This is a genomic window from Chryseobacterium sp. MA9, from assembly GCF_024399315.1.
In the GTDB taxonomy this organism is placed as follows: domain Bacteria; phylum Bacteroidota; class Bacteroidia; order Flavobacteriales; family Weeksellaceae; genus Chryseobacterium.
This window is the reverse complement of sequence record NZ_CP075170.1, coordinates 4852350-4873191: the sequence shown is the minus strand read 5'-3', so window position 1 is coordinate 4873191 and position 20842 is coordinate 4852350. Positions and strand designations below refer to the sequence as shown.

Below are 20842 nucleotides of genomic sequence, written 5' to 3'. Positions count from 1 at the left end.
ATCGCTTTTTCATTTAACCACATATAACACAGATATTTGTGGTAAACATTCCTGCCGAATTATTCAGATTAAGCAGGTAGTATGTTTAAATAATAAAAAAAGAGACTACTATTTCTAGCAGTCTCTAAAATTATAATGGTGTTTTGTTTACCTTACTGAATAATCAGCTTTAGAGTAAATAGTTTTCTTCCGTGTACTTTTACAAAATAAACGCCTGCAGGAAGATTCTCATTCACCAAAGAGAAACGTTGATTATTGATATTTTTCGATACATAAAGCAGTTCTCCCGAAGCTGAGACCAACTCTATTTTCTCAATCGGGTAATCACTTTTGATAAAAGTAGGCTGTCCCGGTTTGGTTGGGTTCGGATACAACACTACATTTTTCTCTGTACTTCTGGTTTCTTCAGTTCCTAATGTTGGTGAAGTTACCTGGAACTGTACCCTGTTTGAAACTTCTGTATAGGAATCATTGGTAAACATTACCATATAATAGTTTCCTGGTGTGGCAGGTACTGCTGTTCCCTGGATGGTTTTTGTTCCCTGAGTCACTCCGTCAAAATAGGTATAAGAAACAAAATTATCATCCGGTGTCTGAACACTTTGAGGATAAATTCCTAACCAATCTTTTATAATTCCCGGAGAATCCGTCCATGAAGCCGTAATATTTTCTCCTAAAGTATATACCGGTTTGTTGATCCAAAGATCTGTAACGATATCTCCTACTTTAAAGAATACCTTCTCCCCGATTCCGTTATATCCGTCTTCCAGTAAATATTGAGCGTAATAATATCCTTTCGGAAGCCCTGTAAAATTCAATGTTCCTGATGCAGCTGTTACATAACTCCATTTGATAGAAGCTGTAGTTCCCGGAGTCTGCCCCATTTTATAAATTCCGATCCAGTCTTTCTGTAAGTTGGGCCCGTCAGTAAAATTAAGGACAACTGTTCCTCCTACCGGATAGGTATCAGAAGTAGTCTGCAGCTGAACTTTCGGTCCTACATAGAAATTTTTTCTAGGAGTGATTTCTGTATAGCCGCCATTAGCAAAAAATCCTGCAAAATACTGGCCTTTATTAGCCATACCGTTATTAAAAGTAACTGTTCCTGCTACCTGCCCATTAGTATAACTATACACTTGTGAAGTAGTACTGGCCGGCGTTTGTCCTTTTTTATAGATTCCTACCCAATCCTGCTGGTTTCCTGGACCTCCGGTGAAAGTAGCGGTAATGGCTTCATTTTGGGCATATTCTGTTTTATTTAAAGTAAAAGTAGGATTTGAAACTACACTTCCAGTGATTTCAAACTGTTTCACATCACTCCAGTCACTCCACTCCAGATTTCTGTCTCTGTAACGGGTTTTCACGTAATAAATTCCATTTGGAATAGAGTTCGCAGCTAAGGTGGCTTTTGTAATGTCTACTCCATCATTCAGGTTTTTGGTTTTATCCGGAGTTCCGTTTCCGTCTTTCCCAAACCAGTTTTCAAAATCACGGTAGAATTCTTTTTCAATCACAGAAAAATTAGATGTCTTACTGATCAGGAACTGTGTAGTGTTCAACAGTTCATTATTTGAAGAAGCAAATGCACTTCCATTCAATGTCAAAGGTAAAGTGATAGCTCCTGAGAAATTATTTGTAATGGATGGTTTAGCCGGCTTAGGCTGATTTTTATACCTATGGAAAGAATCTACCAGTACATTATTTTTTTTGTTATAGACTCCACCGATCGAATAACATTCGATATCCACTTTTCCGGTTGGAATATCTACTTCCACAATCTGATACGTCCAGTCTGTCAAAGTTTTCTGAACATCATCAAAATCTTTTTCATTGGACATTCCCCAATACTGATCCCATGCTGTCCCTCCAGAAATAATCTGATAGTTTGGTGTATTTTTCAGCTGTCCTCTGTGATATAAGTGGTGGTGAGCTCCAACGTGCATTAAATATTTATCAGAGGTTACCAGAAGTGGTACTGCATTTTCTCTTACCCATGTAGAGATATCTCCTACATATTGCTCTGCCTGATAAGGTCTGTGGCTCAAAGAAATGATCCAGTCTACCGTAGGATCATTGTTGGCTGCTGTTAAGATCTGCTGAAGCCAGGTCTGCTGTGCTGATCCCGTATGCTCAGAACTTAAACTCACAAATAATACATTACCCGCCTGCTGAGCATAATAATTCTCATTACCAGAGCTTATATTTTTATATTTAATTTCATCTATATAGAAATGGGCATAATAGGAATTCATTCCCAGCGTTCCGTAAGTCTCATGATTTCCTACTGTGGTCTGTATAGGCAGATAAGGAGATAACTTGATGTTCTTTTTAAAGTGAACATTCTCGTAATGATCCAATGTTCCTACATCCACCTGATCTCCCACCATAAAAGTAAGAGCAATATTATCTGACGGATCTGAAGTGGCTCCGAATTTTTCCTTTAATTTTTTATAAGCATTCAGCGTAAGAGTATCATATCTAGGCTCTGCTTTGATCTGGTTGTCACCCATAATAAGGAAACGGATCTTTCCATTGGCAGTTACAGCCTGTCCCGGTAAAGGAAGTGTTCTGAAATTGTAAACGGCAGACTCACTGGTTCCGGTTTTTATCTTGTAATAGTATTTCGTATTCGGCTGAAGATTGGCGATCTTTGCTGTGTGATAATAATAGTTGTTGTTGTACCCCGTATCTGAAAAGATATTGGTAGTTCCTGTTACCGTCACGTTCAAATTCGTTGGAGAATCTCCGTAGATCACGGTTGTTTCATTATTGGAAGCTGTTTTCCAATTGACGATCATAGAATTCGGGGTTGGATTTTGTAAATAGGGAAACAAAACCTGCCCGAAAGCCATCTGGACCGCGAAACAAAAAAAGAAGAAATAATGTTTCATAATAGCTTTAGTTTTAAAATAACATATAGTTTTAAATTGTGAATCAGGAATTTAAAAAATCGTTGTTCGGATTTTTTACTTCGGGCAAAAGTAGAATTCCCATATAAACTCTGTCTGATGGTACTTTAAAGAAACCGTTAATTTTTTAGCAAAACCGGAATGAAAAAATTATAGTTTTTAGTACATTAATTATTTGGCATATTCAAAAAGTATTTTGTACATTTGCAACCTGTTATTCAACCTCTGACGAAGAACGTGTAAGTTGCTTAGCTTTAACATTTTATTTTATTAATAATGGATTTATTAAAGTACGTACAAGACAAGTACATTGCTAAAAAAGAATTCCCTGAATTCAAAGCAGGTGATACAATTACTGTGTATTACGAAATTAAAGAAGGACAAAAGACAAGAACTCAGTTCTTCAAAGGAACAGTTATCCAATTAAGAGGTACTGGTTCTACAAAAACTTTCACTATCAGAAAAATGAGTGGTGATGTAGGTGTAGAAAGAGTATTCCCTATTAACCTACCTGCACTTCAAAAAATCGAGCTTGACAGAAAAGGTAGAGTTAGAAGAGCTAGAATTTACTACTTCAGAGACCTTAGAGGTAAAAAAGCAAGAATCAAAGACGCTGCTTACAAGAAGAAATAATTCAGACAACAATACATACAAAAAGAGGCTGTTTATACGTAAACAGTCTCTTTTTTTATTTCAATATTTTTCATTTTTTGTAAGGATTTCCGGTTCCGGTTTCCAGAAAGAGTTTCAGACTCCCGATAAATTGATTCCAGCCACCGGAACAAATAGTATAACACTCCACAGTCGGATTTAAACCTACATGGGTAAGCTGCAACAAACTGCTGTTCTCCTTTTGTTTCATTTCCCATACGATACGTGTCCCAATCCACTCTGTCTGATTTTTTAATTCAGGAATAGCAATCAGTGAATCATCAACAGACCAAATCAATCTTGAGTTGGATATTGCTTCTTTTATACTTATTGTCTTATGAATATGGTCTCCAAATCTTACCGTAAATACATCCCCTTCCTGTGCTGATACTCCAGTAAACAGTTCAGACCACCAAAGAGGAATCTGATGAGAAAGAGCCTCATAGATATTCTCTGCCGAAGCTTTGAGTTCAATTGTAGTAGTATAATTGTTCATATCTTTTATTTTTTATTTAGCTATTCTATTGATACATCCAATGTTAAGCAAATTACTTTTCAATAGACTTTGCATAAGACAAGAAATTTTTACTACTATGTGTATCATGTCAAGGTGTAAAACCTTGACATGATACACAACTTAAAAGAATATTTAATTTTTTCTTTGGTTACAAACATCATTTTCCCAATTTTTTTCCTTGATGGCTACTCATTTTTCATGAGATATTGCAAAGGAGTGGAACCCGTCTGTTTCTTGAAAAAATTTATAAAAGCACTATCAGATGAAAAGTCCAAAATATGAGAAACTTCTCCAATTGAATTACCTTCCACCAAAAGCTCAATCGATCGCTGCAACCGCCACTGCTGCCTCCATTCCTGGTAAGATAATCCTGTTTCTTTTTTGAAAATACGGCTGATTGTTTTCTCCACTGCCCCAACTTTTTCTGCAAGGTCTTTCAACATCGGCGGCATGGCATCACGCAGAGTCCATTCTTCTGAAAGCTTTTTAAAACGCCTGTCCTGTGGTATTTTAAGTTCTAACTTTTCTTCCGGAGCCTTACTCATTTCATCCCAAAATACTTTTAAAAGATTAGTCTGATCATTACCAGGTTCCAACCATTCCCAAAAACAAATCCTTTCTATAATTTCTTTTAATAAAGAATTTACATGAAGAACTTTGAGACTGGATTTCATATATTTTTCGGAATAATTTTCATCAAAATAGACAGATCTATAAGCTACGATATTCCGGAAATTCACCCGATGGACAGCGTTTGCTGGAATCCAAAGCATTCTGAATGGAGGAAGAACGAACTGCCTGTCAGAAGTAGTGACTGTCATACAGCCAGAGGGTGCATATAGCAGCTGAGCTTTCGTTGTATGAAGATGAAAGCCGGAATCATGCATCACCATATCAGAAGCTATTCCAATTACTTTTTGTTGAATAGAATCCGCATCAAACTCTTCGTTTTGTTTCAATACAGCCATGTCCTATTTTTGATATTTTTTGTTTTTATATCATTATAAATATACATTGAAATTTTGGAAACTTTGCAGAAAAAAATGAAAAAGACAAATCCTATCTGGCTGCTCACCATACTTGTAATGCTTCCTCAGTTTGTAGAAACCATTTACAGCCCGGTTTTGCCAATGGTTCAGGAACAGTTTCAGGTGAAAGAAGAATCTGTTACCCTAACGATCAGTTTATATTTTATTGCATTTGCTCTGGGAGTGGCATTTTGGGGAATACAATGTGACAGAATCGGAAGAAAAAAATCCCTTGAATATGGACTTATTACCTATGGAATCGGAACGCTGACGGCTATTTTCGCGCCCAATTTTATGATTCTCCTTAGTGCCAGGATTATTTCTGCATTTGGAATCTCCGTAGGCTCTATTGTAACACAAACGATTCTAAGAGACACTTATGATCAAAACAGTATCAGTAAAGTATTTTCCTGGATCGGAATTGGTTTATCTGTAAGTCCTGTAATAGGAATGATTACCGGATCAGTATTGGCTTTTTCTGTTGGACATCAGGGAGTTTTCATAACATTATGTCTGCTTGCAGGGTTGTTTTTTATTCTTTCCCGTAAGAAAATTTCAGAAACCCAACATTCAGTAAAAGAAATCAACATGGGTATTTTAGCAGGTTTATTAAAGAGAATGCTTTGTGACAAGGCCATCATAAAATGCTGCTTATTCATAATGAGTTTTAATGTCTTGTTGTTTTCTTACTATTCGCTGGCCCCATTTATCTTTAAAGAACATCATTACTCTTCATATGTTTTCGGATACAGCAGTGTTATATTGGCAGGCGGGACATTTGCAGGAGCAAAACTCAACAGATTCCTCTTATTGAAGAACATACCACCTAAACATTTAGTTAAAGTCAGTGTTATCTCAGCATTTGCTGCTTCTATTTTCGTATGGATTCTGACAGGTACAGGAATATATTTTTTAATCCCTTATTTTTTCATTGTGATGGCGTTCAGTATGGCAGTTCCAAATATTTTAAGCACTGCACTTATCCATTATAAAAATGAGACCGGAAGTGCCGGAGCATTGCTGGGACTGATTTATTATATCCTGATAGGTGTAGGGCTGACAAGCATTGGTTTTATACAGAATTTAGGGATCTCCTGTGTCATATTTTCGGGAATTGGAGTGTGTGCTTTACTATTCATTGATTGTAAGAAGCAATAAATCTGAAACATTAAGTTTAAAAGATAACAAGAATCGTCGTTTCCTCAAAAATAAACGAACAGTTGAATAAGCTTAATATTGAATCTGCCTAAACTCTATTGTAATCATTTAAGAAAACTTAATGTTTCAGATATTTTATAGTTTTAAATTTATTGTATAAAATTGTACAGGGCTTCAAAAAATTCAGGATATACTTCTATATGAGGAAGATGTCCTACATTGTCAAGTTCTACAAGCTTTGAACCGGCAATTTCGTGTTGAGTTTTCTTTCCTAGCTCCTGATATTGTCCCATTTTCGGCTGAAGTTCCTTGGGAGCTCTGTCTTTCCCTATTGCGGTTCTGTCTCTTGTTCCAATAATAAGCAGTGTAGGAACTTTAATATTTTTAAATTCATAGCATACCGGCTGATTGTAGATCATATCCGAGGTAAGAGCTGCATCCCAGGCTACCTGAGGGTAATCTTTATGAAGCGTCCATCCTGCAATCAGATCAAGCCATGGCTGATACTCTTCTTTCCACTTGTTATCATAATAGAATTTCAGTTGGTAGTTTTTATAGGTTTCCGATGTATTTTTAAGTTCAGATTGATATGCCTGATCAATTGTCTGGTAAGCTGCAAACGTTTTATAATCCTCAAGCCCGATTGGATTTTCAAGAATCAGTTTCTGTACTTTCTCCGGATACAGCAATGTAAATCTGGAAGCTACCATTCCTCCCATTGAATGCCCCAGTATTATTGCTTTATCAATCTTTAATTCATCCAGAACTGCTTTTGTATTTTCCGCCAGCTGTGAAAAAGAAAACTGGTAAGCATGGGGTTTGGACGATTTTCCAAATCCGATCTGATCAGGAATTACTACTCTGAATCCTTTAGCAGACAAATCCTTTGCTGTTTTCTCCCAGTACGCTCCGTTGAAATTCTTTCCATGGAGAAGCATTATTGTTTTCCCATTGGGCTTTTGTGGGTGAACATCCATATAGGCCATTTTCAACTCTTCGCCCTGAGACTTAAAATTGAGAAAGTGAACTTCATAAGGATATTTATAGTCAGAAAGCATTGCATCCAGAGGCTTTACCTGTGAAAACATAAAACCGGACATTATCAATGCAAAAGCAGCTGTTATATTTCTGAAATGTTTCATGAAACTTTTATTTAAAGGATTAAAATTAAAAAAACCGCTCCAAAAGGAACGGCTTCAACTATTATTTTATTTAAATATTTTTTTAAGACAATTCTGCCACCGAAACTTCGTTTACTTTTTTTGAAGGTAAGTTCATCAAAACAATAGCAAAAAGGATCAGGGCAATTCCTATCCATTGGATCAGAAATACTTTCTCACCCAGTAAAACAAAGGCCATCGTAACAGAAACCGGAAGTTCCAGTGATGAAACAATACTTCCCAGACCCAATCCCGCATTTGGAAATCCAATATTGAATAAAATTGGTGGAATAATGGTTCCAAAAAGAGCCAGCACAAATCCGTATGTCAGGAATATTGAATAATTGAATGAATGAATATGCTCTGTATTTTCTGTAAAATTCAGATATAATGATTTTAAACCGTCAAAATACATAGGTCCGATCTGTGCAAAGAATAAAAATGCAAAAACCACTACAGAGCCCCCAGCCAGCATGATAATACTTTTTCTGAAAACCGGAAGATGGGTAGCCAACGTATTGGAAGTGAACATCGTTAAGGTATATGAAGCAGCAGCCATCAGTCCCCAGAAGACTCCATGCCAGTCCAATTCTATCTCCATATTAATAAGATTTGTTGCCAGAACTGTTCCCAGTAATACAATAACCACAGAAATTACTTTTCTTGCATTGGGCAGTTTTTTTGTAAGAATACTTTCCACCACTACACTGAACCATACCGACTGCATCAATAGTACAATGGCAATTGAAACATTGATATACTGTACAGCAATATAATAGAATAAGCTTGTTCCTCCTAAAGAAGTTCCTGCAAGCAGCAACATTCTGACTTCTTTAGAATTTGGCAGCGATAATTTCTGCTTCGAGGTTAAGGTCTGAATAAGATTGAGAATCAAAAGTCCCGTCAAACCTAATACAAACTGGGAAGTAGTTACTTCCGAAGTGGTGAAACCATCATGGTAAGCCATTTTCACAAAAGTGGCCAACATACCGTATATACTAGCTCCAATCCCTACAAATAAAACACCTTTTAGTATATTTTTCTTCTTCATAATTTTTTTTACAGCCTGCAAAGTTACGACATATAAATTAAACCTATCTGCAGTGTTATAATGATAGATAAACAAAATCGCCACAAGCAAGCTTGTGGCGATTTTGAAATTAATTATAAGTAAATTATTTTTTAACCATTACTTTTGAAGCTGCTTCAAAACCAAGTCCTTTGATTTTAACCATATAAGTTCCGTTTACCAAATTGCTTGTAGAAATTGCTTTCTTAGCATCCGGTGAGATTTTATCTTCAGAAGAAACCAGTTTACCAGACATATCATAAAGTTCTACACTTACTTTTCCAAGGGTATTGCTTGGGAAGTTGATATAAAACTCATCTTTAGCCGGGTTTGGATAGATAGAAATATTCTTGTTCTTATCACCATTCACTTCATTTGTAGCTAATAAACATTGTTCTGGTACATTAAAGTCCTGAATCTGGTCATTAATATTATTTTTAACCCCTGCTGAAGCATTCACACCTAAACCTCTTCTTGCGAAAACTCCCCAGATCATACATTTGTCAACACCTCCAGTTGTTGCTAATTCTGCAGCTAATATTGCATTTCTTCCATCAATAAAGCTAGGGTTGCATCCCTGAAGTTTCAGAGCATCTGTTACCAGTTGTAATACTTTTGTACTTCCGTTAGGAGTTGTAGATAATACATCTGAAGAGTAACCGTATTTTTCAACATATTTCCAATGAAGATCCCATAGCATAGTAGCCCAAACGAAACCAATAGAGTGTACATCCGGAACAACTGCTGATCCGTTATTGTATTCCATTCCATTGGTATCTCCATATGTAAATCCATTAACAGCAAGACTTGTTGAATATTTTGCAGGTCTGATACCAGCACCTGTTATTGCCTGTCCTATTGCATAAGTACCTGTACCTCTTGCTACAGTAGCATTGTCTCCAGCTTTATTAGTCAACATTAAGGCGAAGAAATCAGACCATCCTTCTCCCATCTGTTCTTTGCTCACTCCTGCATTCAGACAGTTGTATCCTGTACCTGTCATTCTGTTGGATATTCCGTGGCCATATTCATGAGTTACGATTCCGTTATCAAAACTTCCATCAGGAGTCATATTTCCTTTTAAGGTAACATTTACAGTAGTACTTGCTGCCATCTGAGTTTTAATATATTCTCCTTCTGCATTGTTAATAAGTACCGAAGGAATAGTAATTGTCGGATCATTACCCGCCATATTACCTATTGTAGCCCCATTTGCTGCGTTGTTATAAACAATCGCGGCTTTAGCTCCGGCATCCTGAAGGTTTTTCACTTTAACAGCAAAAGAACATGTCCCTCTTTCAACCAGTCCTATTTTATTAGTCAATGAACTAGCAGGCAAAGCTGTACAACCATCCAAAACTGATGAAAGTGCTACATCTCCTGTAATACCGCTCATAGGTAGTGGATTACCAAACTGCGCAGTTCCTGCTCCCGGTGTACGGGAAACAGCTGCAGTAGGTGCATTATAGTAAAACACCCTTCCAACTGGAGACCAAAGGTACATCTGCATTTTACCATTATAACCATCCTGTCCTGAAGAGAAATTGGCATTATTTAATCCGCTGCCATCCTGGGCCTCTGCATATACAGAATCATCATCTCCTCCTACAGGTCCATTACCAAAATTGTTCTGCTGGAAGTTTCTGGCAGATTCTGTAAATCCAAATTTGTAGAAAACATCATGAATTCTATTATTCAGATAAAATAAATTCGTAATGGCAGCATTCCTGTTATTTGCCGGAGTTTCATTGATATTAAAAGGAAAATCAAAATTTCTTGTCGCTCCTCCGTCTGCCGGAGCTCCTGTAAGATAATCAGGTGCAGTTAAAGCCGTTCCTGCCACATCTTCATAGGCAAAAACATTATTTCCTCTTGTAACAGTATAATGATTAGTTCCGTCAGAATGCCATCCTTCAGGAGAAGCACTCAGGATCCAAGGATTAGTAATGATTGATCTTGAACCAAAAGTAGGTGCTTCAATTGGCAATGGAAATACATTATAGGATGCATTATCCGGTAAAAGTAATGGAATGTTATTCTGTACTACATTATTTTGAGGCCCCATTAGGGTATTTTCAAAATGATCAGCATGGCTGTACTCAGCATCTGAGCTATAAGCATCATGATGGAAATTACAAGATAAAGTCAGGTTATTTTTTAACAGGATATTTCCATTGTTAGCATCTACTAAAATATTCCAGTAATTCGGAGTCTTTGGTTCCGTTAAGGTATATTCATAGGCCAAACGCAGGTTTCCGTTCTCGTCATTGGTATATACAAGTCTTTGATTGGCTGATGTGGCTTTTTTTTGAGTCTTTTCAAGATATTCAAGAATCGTAAAATTTGCAATATCAGGGTTTTTCAGGTCTTCAGCAATCTTTTGAAGAGCTGTATTTTTATTAATAACAGCTGTGCTCGATGTAGATGCAGTATAGTCTTTTACAAAATTATCTGTATAATAAACAATTTTACTGTCTTTAATCAATGCTGTTCCTACAGAGCTGTATATCGGTAACCCGTTATATGTCTGTAAAAATTTAACAACATTACCATTCAATGATTTTGACGGATCTACATTATCAACAATGATATTATTAAGATCAGATTTTTTATATTCCCTTATTTTATTTTGAGAAATATAATCTTTAATCAGTTTTTCATTATCCTGTCCAAACAATACTGTTGGAAATGCAGAAAATACTGCAAACAAAAGAGGTAGAGCTTTATTTTTCATATCCATTATTAAAGCCGCTAATCTACAAATAATTCACAAATTATTACTATTTTTTTTAATCAAAATTTAAAAATAAAACAATACAAACAAATAAATTAAACATAAACTATTTTACATATTTCTCAATAAAGAGAACCTCATCATAAATATATGCCTACCACGTTATATTTATCACGCTTTTATATATTTTTGATGTAATTATTTCATTAAATAAAATCACCAATTAATGAATCTTCTCATTAGTTAATAGTCATTAATTTTTAATGTTTTTTTGAAAATTTTCGTTTCTAACAATAAAAAAAACGATACTATTCTTTTTTTATACCGGATATTATCCATCTATTCATATGGATATAAAAAAAGCCACTCAAACGAGCGGCTCCTTATGTATGAATGGTTCAAAGATTATTTACCTTCTTCCATTTTTCTTTTCAACTCTGCTAATGCATCGATGTCTCCAAGAGTAGATCTTTCTTCGTTGTTTGAAGAAGAAGATACGTTTCTAGAAGAAGATTCTTTTACGTTTTTCTTCTCTTCATCTCTGAAGATACCTGTGTGAGATACTACTACTCTCTTGAATTCTTTGTTGAATTCGATTACTTTGAATTGAGCATCTTCACCTTTTTTGATTTTAGATCCATCTTCTTTCTCTAATAATCTTGAAGGGCAGAATGCTTCTACTTCAGCATCTTCGAATTGAACAGAAGCTCCTTTATCGTGAACTTCTACAGCCTTACCAGCGTGGATAGTTCCTTCAGCATATTTAGTTTCGAATTTATCCCATGGGTTTTCAGTCAATTGCTTGTGACCTAGAGATAATCTTCTAGCTTGGATATCTAATTCAAGAACTACAACGTCTAATTTATCACCTACTGCACAGAACTCAGATGGGTGCTTGATTTTCTTAGTCCAAGAAAGATCAGAGATGTAGATTAATCCGTCGATACCTTCTTCTAACTCAACGAATACACCAAAGTTAGTGAAGTTTCTTACAGTTCCTACATGCTGAGATCCTACTGGATACTTAGCTTCGATGTTTTCCCATGGATCTTTAGACAATTGCTTAATACCAAGAGAAATTTTTCTTTCTTCTCTATCTAAAGTTAATACTTCAGCTTCTACTTCATCACCTACTTTTACGAAATCTCCAGCAGATCTTAAGTGAGTAGACCAAGACATTTCAGAAACGTGGATTAATCCTTCTACACCTGGAGCGATTTCTACGAATGCACCATAGTCAGCAAGAACTACTACTTTTCCTTTTACTTTGTCACCTACTTTCAAGTCAGCAGAAAGAGCATCCCAAGGATGAGCTTCTAATTGCTTCATACCTAATTGGATTCTTGTTTTCTCATCATCGAAATCAAGGATTACAACTTTCACAGTCTGTCCGTCCTCTAGGATTTCAGATGGGTGGTTCACTCTAGACCAAGAAAGGTCTGTAATGTGGATCAATCCATCAACACCTCCTAAGTCAATGAATACACCGTAAGAAGTAATATTCTTAACAGTACCTTCAAGAACCTGACCTTTTTCAAGCTGAGCGATGATTTCTTTTTTCTGACCTTCGATATCTGCTTCGATCAATGCTTTGTGAGATACAACTACGTTTTTGAACTCAGGGTTGATTTTCACAACTTTGAACTCCATAGTTTTTCCTACGAACTGATCGTAATCTTTAATTGGCTTAACGTCAATTTGAGAACCAGGTAAGAATGCTTCGATTCCGTGAACGTCAACGATCATACCACCTTTAGTTCTTGATTTAACAAAACCGTTAACGATTTCTCCAGTTTCGTGAAGTTCGTTTACTTTATCCCAAGCTTTAAGCGTTCTAGCTTTTCTGTGAGATAATTGTAACTGACCAGTTTTGTCTTCTCTCTTGTCAACCATTACTTCTACCTCATCACCTACTTTTAGGCCTTGGTTGTAACGGAATTCGTTAAGAGAAATAACACCTTCAGATTTGAAGTTGATGTCTACGATAGCTTCTTTGTCAGTTAATCTTACAACTCTACCAACTAAAACGTCATTATCGTTTAGGCTGTTAAGAGATCCGTTATAGATTTCTTCTAAATCGCTTTTTTCTTTTCTCGCATCTGCATCAAGACCTGATTCGAAAGAATCCCAATCAAATTGTTCTGGTGCTACGTTTTGGTTTAATAAAACCTCTGCTGAATTTGTCTCTTTTGACATTTTCTAATAAAAATTTGTATTCCTTCTTTTTTAACGGTTTGAATAAATGCGGATTAAAAAATACGGAAGTAATTAATTTTAAGTAATTTACCCATCAAACCTTTTCGCCACAAAAGTGGGTGCAAAGATAAGAATTTTATTTAAAACAAACAACACATTTACCTTTACAAATATTATCGCTAAACAACTGAATGTCAATATTTACTATTAAAAGATTAAAGGAATTAAAAATTGAAGATCAGATGGTTCAGAAAAACTTAGTTATCTTTTTTATAATAAGAACAGGAAGATAATCTATATATGGAATTCTTCACTACGATTCACTCTGTTCAAATGACATGGTGAAGAACAGGCAACAATCGGCCAACAACCACCAACTATTTCACTACCTTTGCACCATGGAACTACAATCAATCTACCAGAAACTGCAGATTCAGGATATGAATCAGATGCAGAAATCTACTTATAATGCGTCTGAAAACAATACAGACATTGTTTTACTCTCTCCTACAGGATCTGGAAAGACTCTTGCTTTTTTATTCCCGGTTCTTCGGAATCTGAAAAAAAATGTTCAGGGAGTTCAGGCATTGATATTGGTTCCGGCCAGAGAACTTGCTTTACAGATTGAGCAGGTTTTTAAAGCTATGGGAACAGATTTTAAAGTTTCTGTTTGTTATGGCGGACATGATAAAAAAATAGAGGTTAACAATTTAATTGAAGCTCCTGCGGTTTTAATAGGAACTCCAGGAAGGGTTGCTTACCATGTGAGAAATAATAACTTTGATCCGAAAACGATTAAAACACTCGTTCTTGATGAATTCGACAAAGCTCTGGAGCTTGGCTTTCATGAAGATATGGAGTTTATTGCAGGTTCATTAAAAGGTCTTTCACAAAGAATTTTAACTTCAGCTACAGCGATGGATGAAATTCCAACGTTTACGGGGTTAAAAAATGAAAAAACCATCGATTTTTTAAAGCTAAGTGAAATAAAACCAGATATCCAATTACGAAAAGTAATGACAATTTCTGAGGAAAAGCTTGACACTTTGTTTAATTTAATCTGCAAAATAGGCAATAAAAGGACTCTTATTTTCTGTAATCACCGAGAGGCTGTTGACAGAATCTCCGAGCTTCTTAACCAGATGGGAATCGACAGGGAAACCTTCCATGGCGGTATGGAGCAGGATGAAAGAGAACGTGCGTTGCTGAAATTCAGAAATGATTCTGCAAGAATTCTTATTACAACTGATCTTGCTGCCCGTGGACTTGATGTTCCGGAGGTAGAATCTATTGTACACTATCAGCTTCCTCCAAAAGAAGATGCTTTCATTCATAGAAACGGACGTACCGCAAGAATGAATGCCAAAGGTTTTGTATACCTCATCATGACAGAGGAAGAAAACTTTCCATTCATTAAAAGCAATACCCCTGAAGAAAGTGTTGCCGGATTTACTAAAGTTCCGGAAAAAACACCTTTCCAGACTATTTATATCAGTGCCGGAAAAAAAGATAAGGTCAACAAAGTGGATGTTGTGGGATATCTTATCAAAAAAGGAGAGCTTCAGAAAGAAGATATCGGTTTGATTGAAGTAAAAGATACGACTTCCTATGTTGCTGTTTCCAGAAGTAAAGTAAATGCTGTTTTAAGAAAGCTTCAGAACGAAAAACTGAAAGGAAAAAAAGTGAAAATGGAAGTTGCTTATTAAAGCTTTGATCCCATTTAGATTAACAATAATATGTCATTGCGAGGAGTATAGCAACGAAGCAATACTTCTCACAATGACATTTCTTTTTATTTATTTTATTCCTCTTACTCTGGTAGGAAAAGTATATACAGATTTTGAAGCAGTAATGAAGAGTATATCATTATTTTCTCCACCAAAGGTTACATTGGAAGTCCATTTTTCGGGAATAGGAATATGGTAAATTTTCTTTCCGGAACGGTTAAACACATGTACTCCATCTCCTGTAAGATAAAGGTTTCCATGCTTATCCAGCTCCATTCCGTCTGATCCCATTTCACAGAAAAGTTTTTTTTCAGACAGTTTGCCTTCACCCAATATGTCATATACATAAGTTTTCCCGGCATCAATATCAGAAAGGTATAATTTTTTCAGTTTTTCACTGCCTACAATTCCATTAGGCTGGATAAATGTATCCAGCTTGGTAACTTTCCCTGATTTATCTCTATAATAAAGGCTTTTGTGTGGCAGTTCCTGTTTAAAACCGATCCAGTAATCTCTTTCATACAATGGATCTGTAAAGTACATTCCTCCGGCTTCATCATTCCATACATCATTGGGACCGTTCAATCTTTTTCCTTCAAAGCCTTTAAGCAGAATTTCCACTTTTTTGTCTTTGGAAATTTTCCAGATTTCTCCCTGATCATCTGAGCAGGTAATCAAATACCCGTCTTTGTCAAAGTGCGTTCCGTTTGCTCTTCCCGTCTTGTCTAAAAACTCTATTACCTTATTGCTTTTCCAGTCCCAATAATAGATCTTATCATTGGGTTGATCGGTAAAATAAACATTCCCCTCTTTATCTGCTGATGGTCCTTCTGTGAAACTGAACGTATCTGAAACCATTTCCGGCTTTACTCCTTCATAAAACATTTTACTATAATTTACTGATTGGCAGTTTACCAATGCGAAAACCAAACCAATCATGCTTATTTTCAAGATATTCTTCATACTTCATTTTTAAACCTGCAATTTACAATATGACCTACAGGTTTCAAAATATTTTCTCGCTTTGATACAATAAAAATAACAAACACCCAATGTCCTAATTGTCCTATTTTTTAAGTAGATCATATTAGTAGTGAAAGAATATAATCCGGAGCTTTGCAGTAACAGGATTGATCACTTTTTTTCAATAAAAAATCAATTCAAAAAAAGAGGGTTATCCTGTTGAAAATAGTACCAAAATACTTTTATAGCATACAACAATGAGCGCAGAGTCCAACAATATCAAATCTTTAGAAATTGAAAATGAAGATTTCCGAAATTCAGTGGGAACAATGGATGAAACCGGAAAAAGGAAGTGGATATTCCCAAGAAAGCCTAAAGGAAAATACACCAATTACAGGAATTACACCAGCTACCTTCTTCTTGCCTTATTTTTCGGACTGCCTTTTGTAAAGATCAATAATAATCCTTTTCTGCTCATCAATGTTATTGACAGGAAATTCTTTATCCTTGGACAGCCTTTCTATCTTCAGGACTTTTTTATCCTTGCATTGGGAGCGGTAACTTCCGTCATTTTTGTAATGCTATTTACGGTAGTTTTCGGAAGAATATTCTGTGGCTGGCTTTGCCCTCAAACCCTTTTTATGGAAATGGTTTTCCGTAAAATAGAATATTGGATTGAAGGAGACCGAAATAAACAGATGAAACTCGACAGACAGGAATGGGATGCTGAAAAAATCAGAAAGAGACTTACAAAATGGTCCGTATTTATTTTGATTTCTCTGATCATCTCTACTTTCATGTTTATGTATATTGTAGGCTATGAACAGGTTTTCCAGATTATGCTGGAAGGACCTTCAGAACATCCTTTAAAGTTCATTACAATGATCTTTTTCACGATGACTTTCTATTTTGTTTTTGCATGGCTTCGTGAGCAGGTATGTACCCTGGTTTGTCCTTACGGAAGGCTTCAGGGTGTTTTAATTGATAAACAGACAATCAACGTATATTACGATTTTAAAAGAGGGGAAGGTCGTTCAAAATGGAGAAATAATGAAGACAGAAAAGCGGCAGGTAAGGGAGATTGTATAGATTGTAACCAATGCGTTGTTGTCTGTCCTACAGGAATCGACATCAGAAACGGACAGCAATTGGAGTGTGTGAACTGTACAGCCTGTATTGATGCCTGTGATGAAGTAATGGAAAAAGTAGGTTTACCTAAAGGATTGGTTCGTTATGCCACAGAATCAGAAATTGAAAACAGTGAGAAGTTCAGATTTACTCCGAGAATGAAAGCGACGACCGTTATTCTGGCATTGCTGATCGGATTTCTTGGATTTTTAATGTACGACCGCGGCTCTATGGAAGCGAAATTCATCAAACCAGCTGGCTCTACATTTTTTGTTAAAAACGGCAAGATCACCAACACCTTTATTTATACGCTTCTGAATAAATCTAATGAAAAGAAGACGTTAAACATCAAAGTTATCACCCCATCAAATGCTGAAATCACGTATTTCGGTTCTGAAAAAATCATCTTGAAAGGAGACCAGATCCTGAAAGGAAACATCAACATTTCCTTCCCTGAAGATGAGATTAAATTTTCAAAACAAAATATGATCATCGGGGTGTTTGATGAGAAAGGAAAACTGGTAGATTCTTTTGAAACAACTTTTGAAGGACCTTTTAAGCTAGCACTTTAGGTTGCAGATGATAGGTTGAAGGGATAAGAATAGTAGTTGATATTTCCCTAATTCCCCTCCTCTGGAGGGGTGGCGAAAATTCAAAGAATTTTTGACGGGGTGGTTTATAATAATCTCTCACCTAAACTTTAAACCTTAAACCGTGAGTCTTAAACTTTAAATTTCACACTCATTAAGCCTTATATTTTCTCATAAACTGAGTGGGAGTCATTCCGGAGCTTTTCCGGAATACTCTTACAAAGTAGGAATATTCTTCATATCCTAATCTGAAAGCAATTTCAACCAGACTTTCATCTAGGTACATCAACATTCTTTTGGCTTCCAGCACTACTCTTTCTGTAATAATATCTGTAGCTGTTTTTTGGACAACAGTCTGTACAATTCTATTCAGATGTTTGGATGAAATTCCTAATAAAGAAGCATAATAGGCAATCGATTTATGTTCTGCAAAATGCTGTTCAATCAGATTTTCGAAATCCTGATAATGTTTAAAGTAAGAAAGTCCGGCGGCAGAATCCTGTGTGTCAAAATCTCTGGAAAATAATCGGGTAGAATTAATGAAGATCTGAGACATTAATGACAAAATAAGACCTTCTTTCATTATATTTTTAGCCTGATGTTCTTCTCCAAGTTCCTGAAATAACCTAATATTCTTCTTCAGCTCCAGAGCGTCCAACTGAAGTTTCCTCGGAAAAGACACAGATCCGAAAAAAGGAAAATTCCTCAGCTTCTGATTCACATAATGCATTTCATAAAATTCCTGAGAACAAAAGAAAATATAACCTTCTATATCTTCCGAAAGTTCCCAGCTGTGAATTTGCCCAGGTGACAGAAAGAAAAGGCTTCCCTCAGAAACGTCATATTTTTGGAAATCGATCTCATGTATTCCTACTCCTTTGGTAAAAAGAACAGCCGCATAAAAGTCATGTCTGTGAGGCTTTTCTATATGACGATGTCCTACCACCAAATGATTCTTCATTGTGTTAAAATAAAAATCTGAAGTGTTTTTACCTGCCTGGAAAAGGTTGATATGAAGAACAGAGATAGGATTCATCATTTATATTTATATGCCTTGTAAAGATTCACAAATTTAGATAAAAAAGAACTGGCATATAGTGTTCTTACTATTCTGTTATAACAAATATGTATTATTTATAATGATTTTACTGCTATAAATTTCCTTTGAAACAAAGTCTGACCGCACTTTTTACAATATATTTTGGATGAAACTTTAAAAAATTTTTATCTTTGAGGTTTAGGAGCCGTAAAATGAAAATAAATTTAGCTGATAAACTGTATTATTCTATAGGAGAAGTGGCAAAAGCATTCGATGTAAACACCTCACTAATACGTTACTGGGAACAGGAATTCCCTATTATCAAGCCTAAAAAAAACAGGAAAGGTAACCGATATTTCACTCCTGAAGATATCAAAAACCTTCAGATGATCTACCATCTGGTAAAAGAAAAAGGCTATACCTTAGACGGAGCCCGCATCGCACTGACCACAAACAGTAAAATCTCCGAAACCATCACCCTTATCGACCGGCTTGAATTTGTAAAAGCTGAGCTTATTAAGCTGAAAGAGTCTTTGGGAGAAAGAGATGGTGAGTAAGTTTTATACAATATATTAAAATCCACTGCATTTACTGCAGTGGATTTTTTGTTGATACTCTCTACTACTCATCAAATCTGGATAAGCTTCCAGGAAGAAATGTTTTTTTCTATAGTTATGGAAAACCTGGCAGCCTATTAATAAAAAACATGACCGCTAATCGTTTTACTTTTTCTACCCCCTTCACCAGCCCCCTCTACCCCCTTGAGTAAGGGGATATACCCTGTTATATAAGGGGCTAAAGGGTGTTCATTAACGGTTTTCAGCCACTTTGATAAATGGGTAAAGGGACTTATAGAACGGTCTGGAGACCGTTAATGAAGTAGTTGGAGGCTGTTCTGAAGAGGCTCCAGCCACGTGATAAAGGGGTTGAAGATACTTACTATAGTGGTTAGAGGTACTTTCTAAGTGGCTGGAGGTTGTTTATCAAATAGTTATACCTATTTGATATAGTGGCCGGAGATATTTACAATAGTGTTTGAAGACATCTCTTAAATAGCTTGAGACGATGTACGAAATGGTTATAGCAAATTAATGAGCAGCTAAAGAGACTTACTGTAATGGTCGAAGGCACCTCCGAAGCCACTGAAGACAGTTTATAAAATAGTTCCCGACAATTTAATAAGTATGGCAGAGATATTTTCCTGGATATTTTTTAAATGAATGAAAATTACCTAACAAATAAAGAGCTTCTTAAGGTATAAAGCTCTAATAAAAATGAACAAAACCACTGCACAAACAGTGGTTTTTGTTGTATTCGTTAACACGAGCGAAACTCTCGGGCCAGCGGGGATTACAATCTATACTATCAAAGATTACTTATAAACAATTCATTGCTGGAAAAAATTCTGAAAATGTAACACTCCATTTATTATCAAATCCTCCATTAATAATAATATAATCAATTCCTTTTTTTAGCTTAAAATTCATCTCTTCTTTTTTCCTAGATGTAATTTTAATCTTTTCATCTCTTTTAAGAACTCTAATTTGTGTATATCCACAGGTATAATTTTGAAAATTATACCTTTTACCATTTATAGTAATAACATCGTCAATAAAAGCAGCATTATTAAAAGACAATAAAACTTCGTCATCTTTTTTAAGAAATTCTTTTTGAATATTTTCCAAATAAGATTTATATGCCGTACTATCTGTTTCTGTTGCTTTCGTTTTATCTTGATAATAAAAATCAATATTATTTTGTGCGGAGCAACTATTGTTGGTCAGTAAAACAATTATTAAAAAAAATATTATTTTCATTATTTTTTATTTTTTGGTAATCTAAATAAGTTAGCTTTAACAGTTTCTTCCATCTTCTGTATCTGATTTTTATTAAATTCCATACCTAATCTTTTCATTGTAGGAGTTGGATTTTCATATGAATTCATCCTATTGTTAATATTGGCAGGAGTACTT

The 20842-nt window shown here is 35.6% G+C and carries 15 protein-coding genes; 5 read left to right on the top strand and 10 right to left on the bottom strand.

Annotation, left to right across the window (positions count from 1 at the left end):
- Positions 1 to 152: 152 nt before the first annotated feature.
- On the bottom strand, positions 153 to 2891 hold the full coding sequence (locus tag KIK00_RS22255; protein ID WP_255814429.1) for a fibronectin type III domain-containing protein: 2739 nt from the start codon (positions 2889 to 2891) through the stop codon (positions 153 to 155).
- 294 nt (positions 2892 to 3185) lie between these two features.
- On the opposite strand from KIK00_RS22255, the gene rplS reads away from it, so the two are divergent.
- Positions 3186 to 3542: a 50S ribosomal protein L19 gene (gene rplS / locus KIK00_RS22250; RefSeq protein WP_047376947.1), complete on the top strand. Its 357-nt coding sequence runs from the start codon at positions 3186 to 3188 to the stop codon at positions 3540 to 3542.
- Positions 3543 to 3612: 70 nt separating this feature from the next.
- On the opposite strand, the gene KIK00_RS22245 is transcribed toward rplS, so the two are convergent.
- Positions 3613 to 4056, bottom strand: coding sequence for an SRPBCC domain-containing protein (locus tag KIK00_RS22245; RefSeq protein ID WP_255814428.1), 444 nt, complete (start codon positions 4054 to 4056; stop codon positions 3613 to 3615).
- A gap of 206 nt (positions 4057 to 4262) precedes the next feature.
- Positions 4263 to 5045 (bottom strand): helix-turn-helix domain-containing protein, encoded by a 783-nt coding sequence (locus KIK00_RS22240; protein ID WP_255814427.1) that lies wholly within the window; start codon positions 5043 to 5045, stop codon positions 4263 to 4265.
- A 75-nt stretch (positions 5046 to 5120) separates the two neighbouring features.
- Between KIK00_RS22240 and KIK00_RS22235 the strand changes: the two genes are divergently transcribed.
- Positions 5121 to 6263 carry an MFS transporter gene (locus KIK00_RS22235; protein WP_255814426.1) on the top strand — a complete coding sequence of 381 codons (1143 nt, stop codon included), beginning with the start codon at positions 5121 to 5123 and terminating at the stop codon, positions 6261 to 6263.
- Between the two features lie 149 nt (positions 6264 to 6412).
- On the opposite strand, the gene KIK00_RS22230 is transcribed toward KIK00_RS22235, so the two are convergent.
- The 4 genes from KIK00_RS22230 to rpsA all read right to left on the bottom strand — a co-directional run bounded on the left by KIK00_RS22230 (position 6413) and on the right by rpsA (position 13422).
- Positions 6413 to 7405: an alpha/beta fold hydrolase gene (locus KIK00_RS22230; protein WP_255814425.1), complete on the bottom strand. Its 993-nt coding sequence runs from the start codon at positions 7403 to 7405 to the stop codon at positions 6413 to 6415.
- A gap of 82 nt (positions 7406 to 7487) precedes the next feature.
- Entirely contained in the window at positions 7488 to 8474 is a 987-nt protein-coding gene (locus KIK00_RS22225; RefSeq protein WP_255814424.1) for a DMT family transporter, read from the bottom strand.
- Positions 8475 to 8598: 124 nt separating this feature from the next.
- The gene (locus KIK00_RS22220) at positions 8599 to 11226 is read right to left on the bottom strand and encodes a T9SS-dependent M36 family metallopeptidase (RefSeq protein WP_255814423.1); all 2628 of its coding nucleotides are present in this window, start codon (positions 11224 to 11226) and stop codon (positions 8599 to 8601) included.
- Between the two features lie 405 nt (positions 11227 to 11631).
- The gene (rpsA, locus tag KIK00_RS22215) at positions 11632 to 13422 is read right to left on the bottom strand and encodes a 30S ribosomal protein S1 (RefSeq protein WP_047376953.1); all 1791 of its coding nucleotides are present in this window, start codon (positions 13420 to 13422) and stop codon (positions 11632 to 11634) included.
- A 398-nt stretch (positions 13423 to 13820) separates the two neighbouring features.
- On the opposite strand from rpsA, the gene KIK00_RS22210 reads away from it, so the two are divergent.
- Positions 13821 to 15128, top strand: a complete 1308-nt coding sequence (locus tag KIK00_RS22210) for a DEAD/DEAH box helicase (RefSeq protein WP_255814422.1) — start codon at positions 13821 to 13823, stop codon at positions 15126 to 15128.
- 90 nt (positions 15129 to 15218) lie between these two features.
- Here KIK00_RS22210 and KIK00_RS22205 read toward each other — a convergent pair whose 3' ends face one another.
- Positions 15219 to 16112, bottom strand: a complete 894-nt coding sequence (locus KIK00_RS22205) for an SMP-30/gluconolactonase/LRE family protein (RefSeq protein WP_255814421.1) — start codon at positions 16110 to 16112, stop codon at positions 15219 to 15221.
- A gap of 257 nt (positions 16113 to 16369) precedes the next feature.
- On the opposite strand from KIK00_RS22205, the gene ccoG reads away from it, so the two are divergent.
- Positions 16370 to 17812 carry a cytochrome c oxidase accessory protein CcoG gene (gene ccoG, locus KIK00_RS22200; protein WP_255814420.1) on the top strand — a complete coding sequence of 481 codons (1443 nt, stop codon included), beginning with the start codon at positions 16370 to 16372 and terminating at the stop codon, positions 17810 to 17812.
- 172 nt (positions 17813 to 17984) lie between these two features.
- Here the strand turns inward: ccoG and KIK00_RS22195 are convergent, their stop codons facing one another.
- Positions 17985 to 18869 (bottom strand): AraC family transcriptional regulator, encoded by an 885-nt coding sequence (locus tag KIK00_RS22195; RefSeq protein WP_255814419.1) that lies wholly within the window; start codon positions 18867 to 18869, stop codon positions 17985 to 17987.
- A gap of 212 nt (positions 18870 to 19081) precedes the next feature.
- Here KIK00_RS22195 and KIK00_RS22190 point away from each other — a divergent pair, with 212 nt between their 5' ends.
- Positions 19082 to 19426, top strand: a complete 345-nt coding sequence (locus KIK00_RS22190; RefSeq protein ID WP_047423629.1) for a MerR family transcriptional regulator — start codon at positions 19082 to 19084, stop codon at positions 19424 to 19426.
- A gap of 819 nt (positions 19427 to 20245) precedes the next feature.
- Here the strand turns inward: KIK00_RS22190 and KIK00_RS22185 are convergent.
- Positions 20246 to 20686 (bottom strand): hypothetical protein, encoded by a 441-nt coding sequence (locus KIK00_RS22185; protein WP_255814418.1) that lies wholly within the window; start codon positions 20684 to 20686, stop codon positions 20246 to 20248.
- Positions 20687 to 20842: the final 156 nt, after the last annotated feature.

Excerpts from the sequence above, each read along its gene's own strand:
- KIK00_RS22255 (WP_255814429.1), bottom strand. The coding sequence starts at position 2,891 with ATGAAACATTATTTCTTCTTTTTTTGTTTCGCGGTCCAGATGGCTTTC.
- rplS (WP_047376947.1), top strand. The coding sequence starts at position 3,186 with ATGGATTTATTAAAGTACGTACAAGACAAGTACATTGCTAAAAAAGAA.
- KIK00_RS22245 (WP_255814428.1), bottom strand. The coding sequence starts at position 4,056 with ATGAACAATTATACTACTACAATTGAACTCAAAGCTTCGGCAGAGAAT.
- KIK00_RS22240 (WP_255814427.1), bottom strand. The coding sequence starts at position 5,045 with ATGGCTGTATTGAAACAAAACGAAGAGTTTGATGCGGATTCTATTCAA.
- KIK00_RS22235 (WP_255814426.1), top strand. The coding sequence starts at position 5,121 with ATGAAAAAGACAAATCCTATCTGGCTGCTCACCATACTTGTAATGCTT.
- KIK00_RS22230 (WP_255814425.1), bottom strand. The coding sequence starts at position 7,405 with ATGAAACATTTCAGAAATATAACAGCTGCTTTTGCATTGATAATGTCC.
- KIK00_RS22225 (WP_255814424.1), bottom strand. The coding sequence starts at position 8,474 with ATGAAGAAGAAAAATATACTAAAAGGTGTTTTATTTGTAGGGATTGGA.
- KIK00_RS22220 (WP_255814423.1), bottom strand. The coding sequence starts at position 11,226 with ATGAAAAATAAAGCTCTACCTCTTTTGTTTGCAGTATTTTCTGCATTT.
- rpsA (WP_047376953.1), bottom strand. The coding sequence starts at position 13,422 with ATGTCAAAAGAGACAAATTCAGCAGAGGTTTTATTAAACCAAAACGTA.
- KIK00_RS22210 (WP_255814422.1), top strand. The coding sequence starts at position 13,821 with ATGGAACTACAATCAATCTACCAGAAACTGCAGATTCAGGATATGAAT.
- KIK00_RS22205 (WP_255814421.1), bottom strand. The coding sequence starts at position 16,112 with ATGAAGAATATCTTGAAAATAAGCATGATTGGTTTGGTTTTCGCATTG.
- ccoG (WP_255814420.1), top strand. The coding sequence starts at position 16,370 with ATGAGCGCAGAGTCCAACAATATCAAATCTTTAGAAATTGAAAATGAA.
- KIK00_RS22195 (WP_255814419.1), bottom strand. The coding sequence starts at position 18,869 with ATGATGAATCCTATCTCTGTTCTTCATATCAACCTTTTCCAGGCAGGT.
- KIK00_RS22190 (WP_047423629.1), top strand. The coding sequence starts at position 19,082 with ATGAAAATAAATTTAGCTGATAAACTGTATTATTCTATAGGAGAAGTG.
- KIK00_RS22185 (WP_255814418.1), bottom strand. The coding sequence starts at position 20,686 with ATGAAAATAATATTTTTTTTAATAATTGTTTTACTGACCAACAATAGT.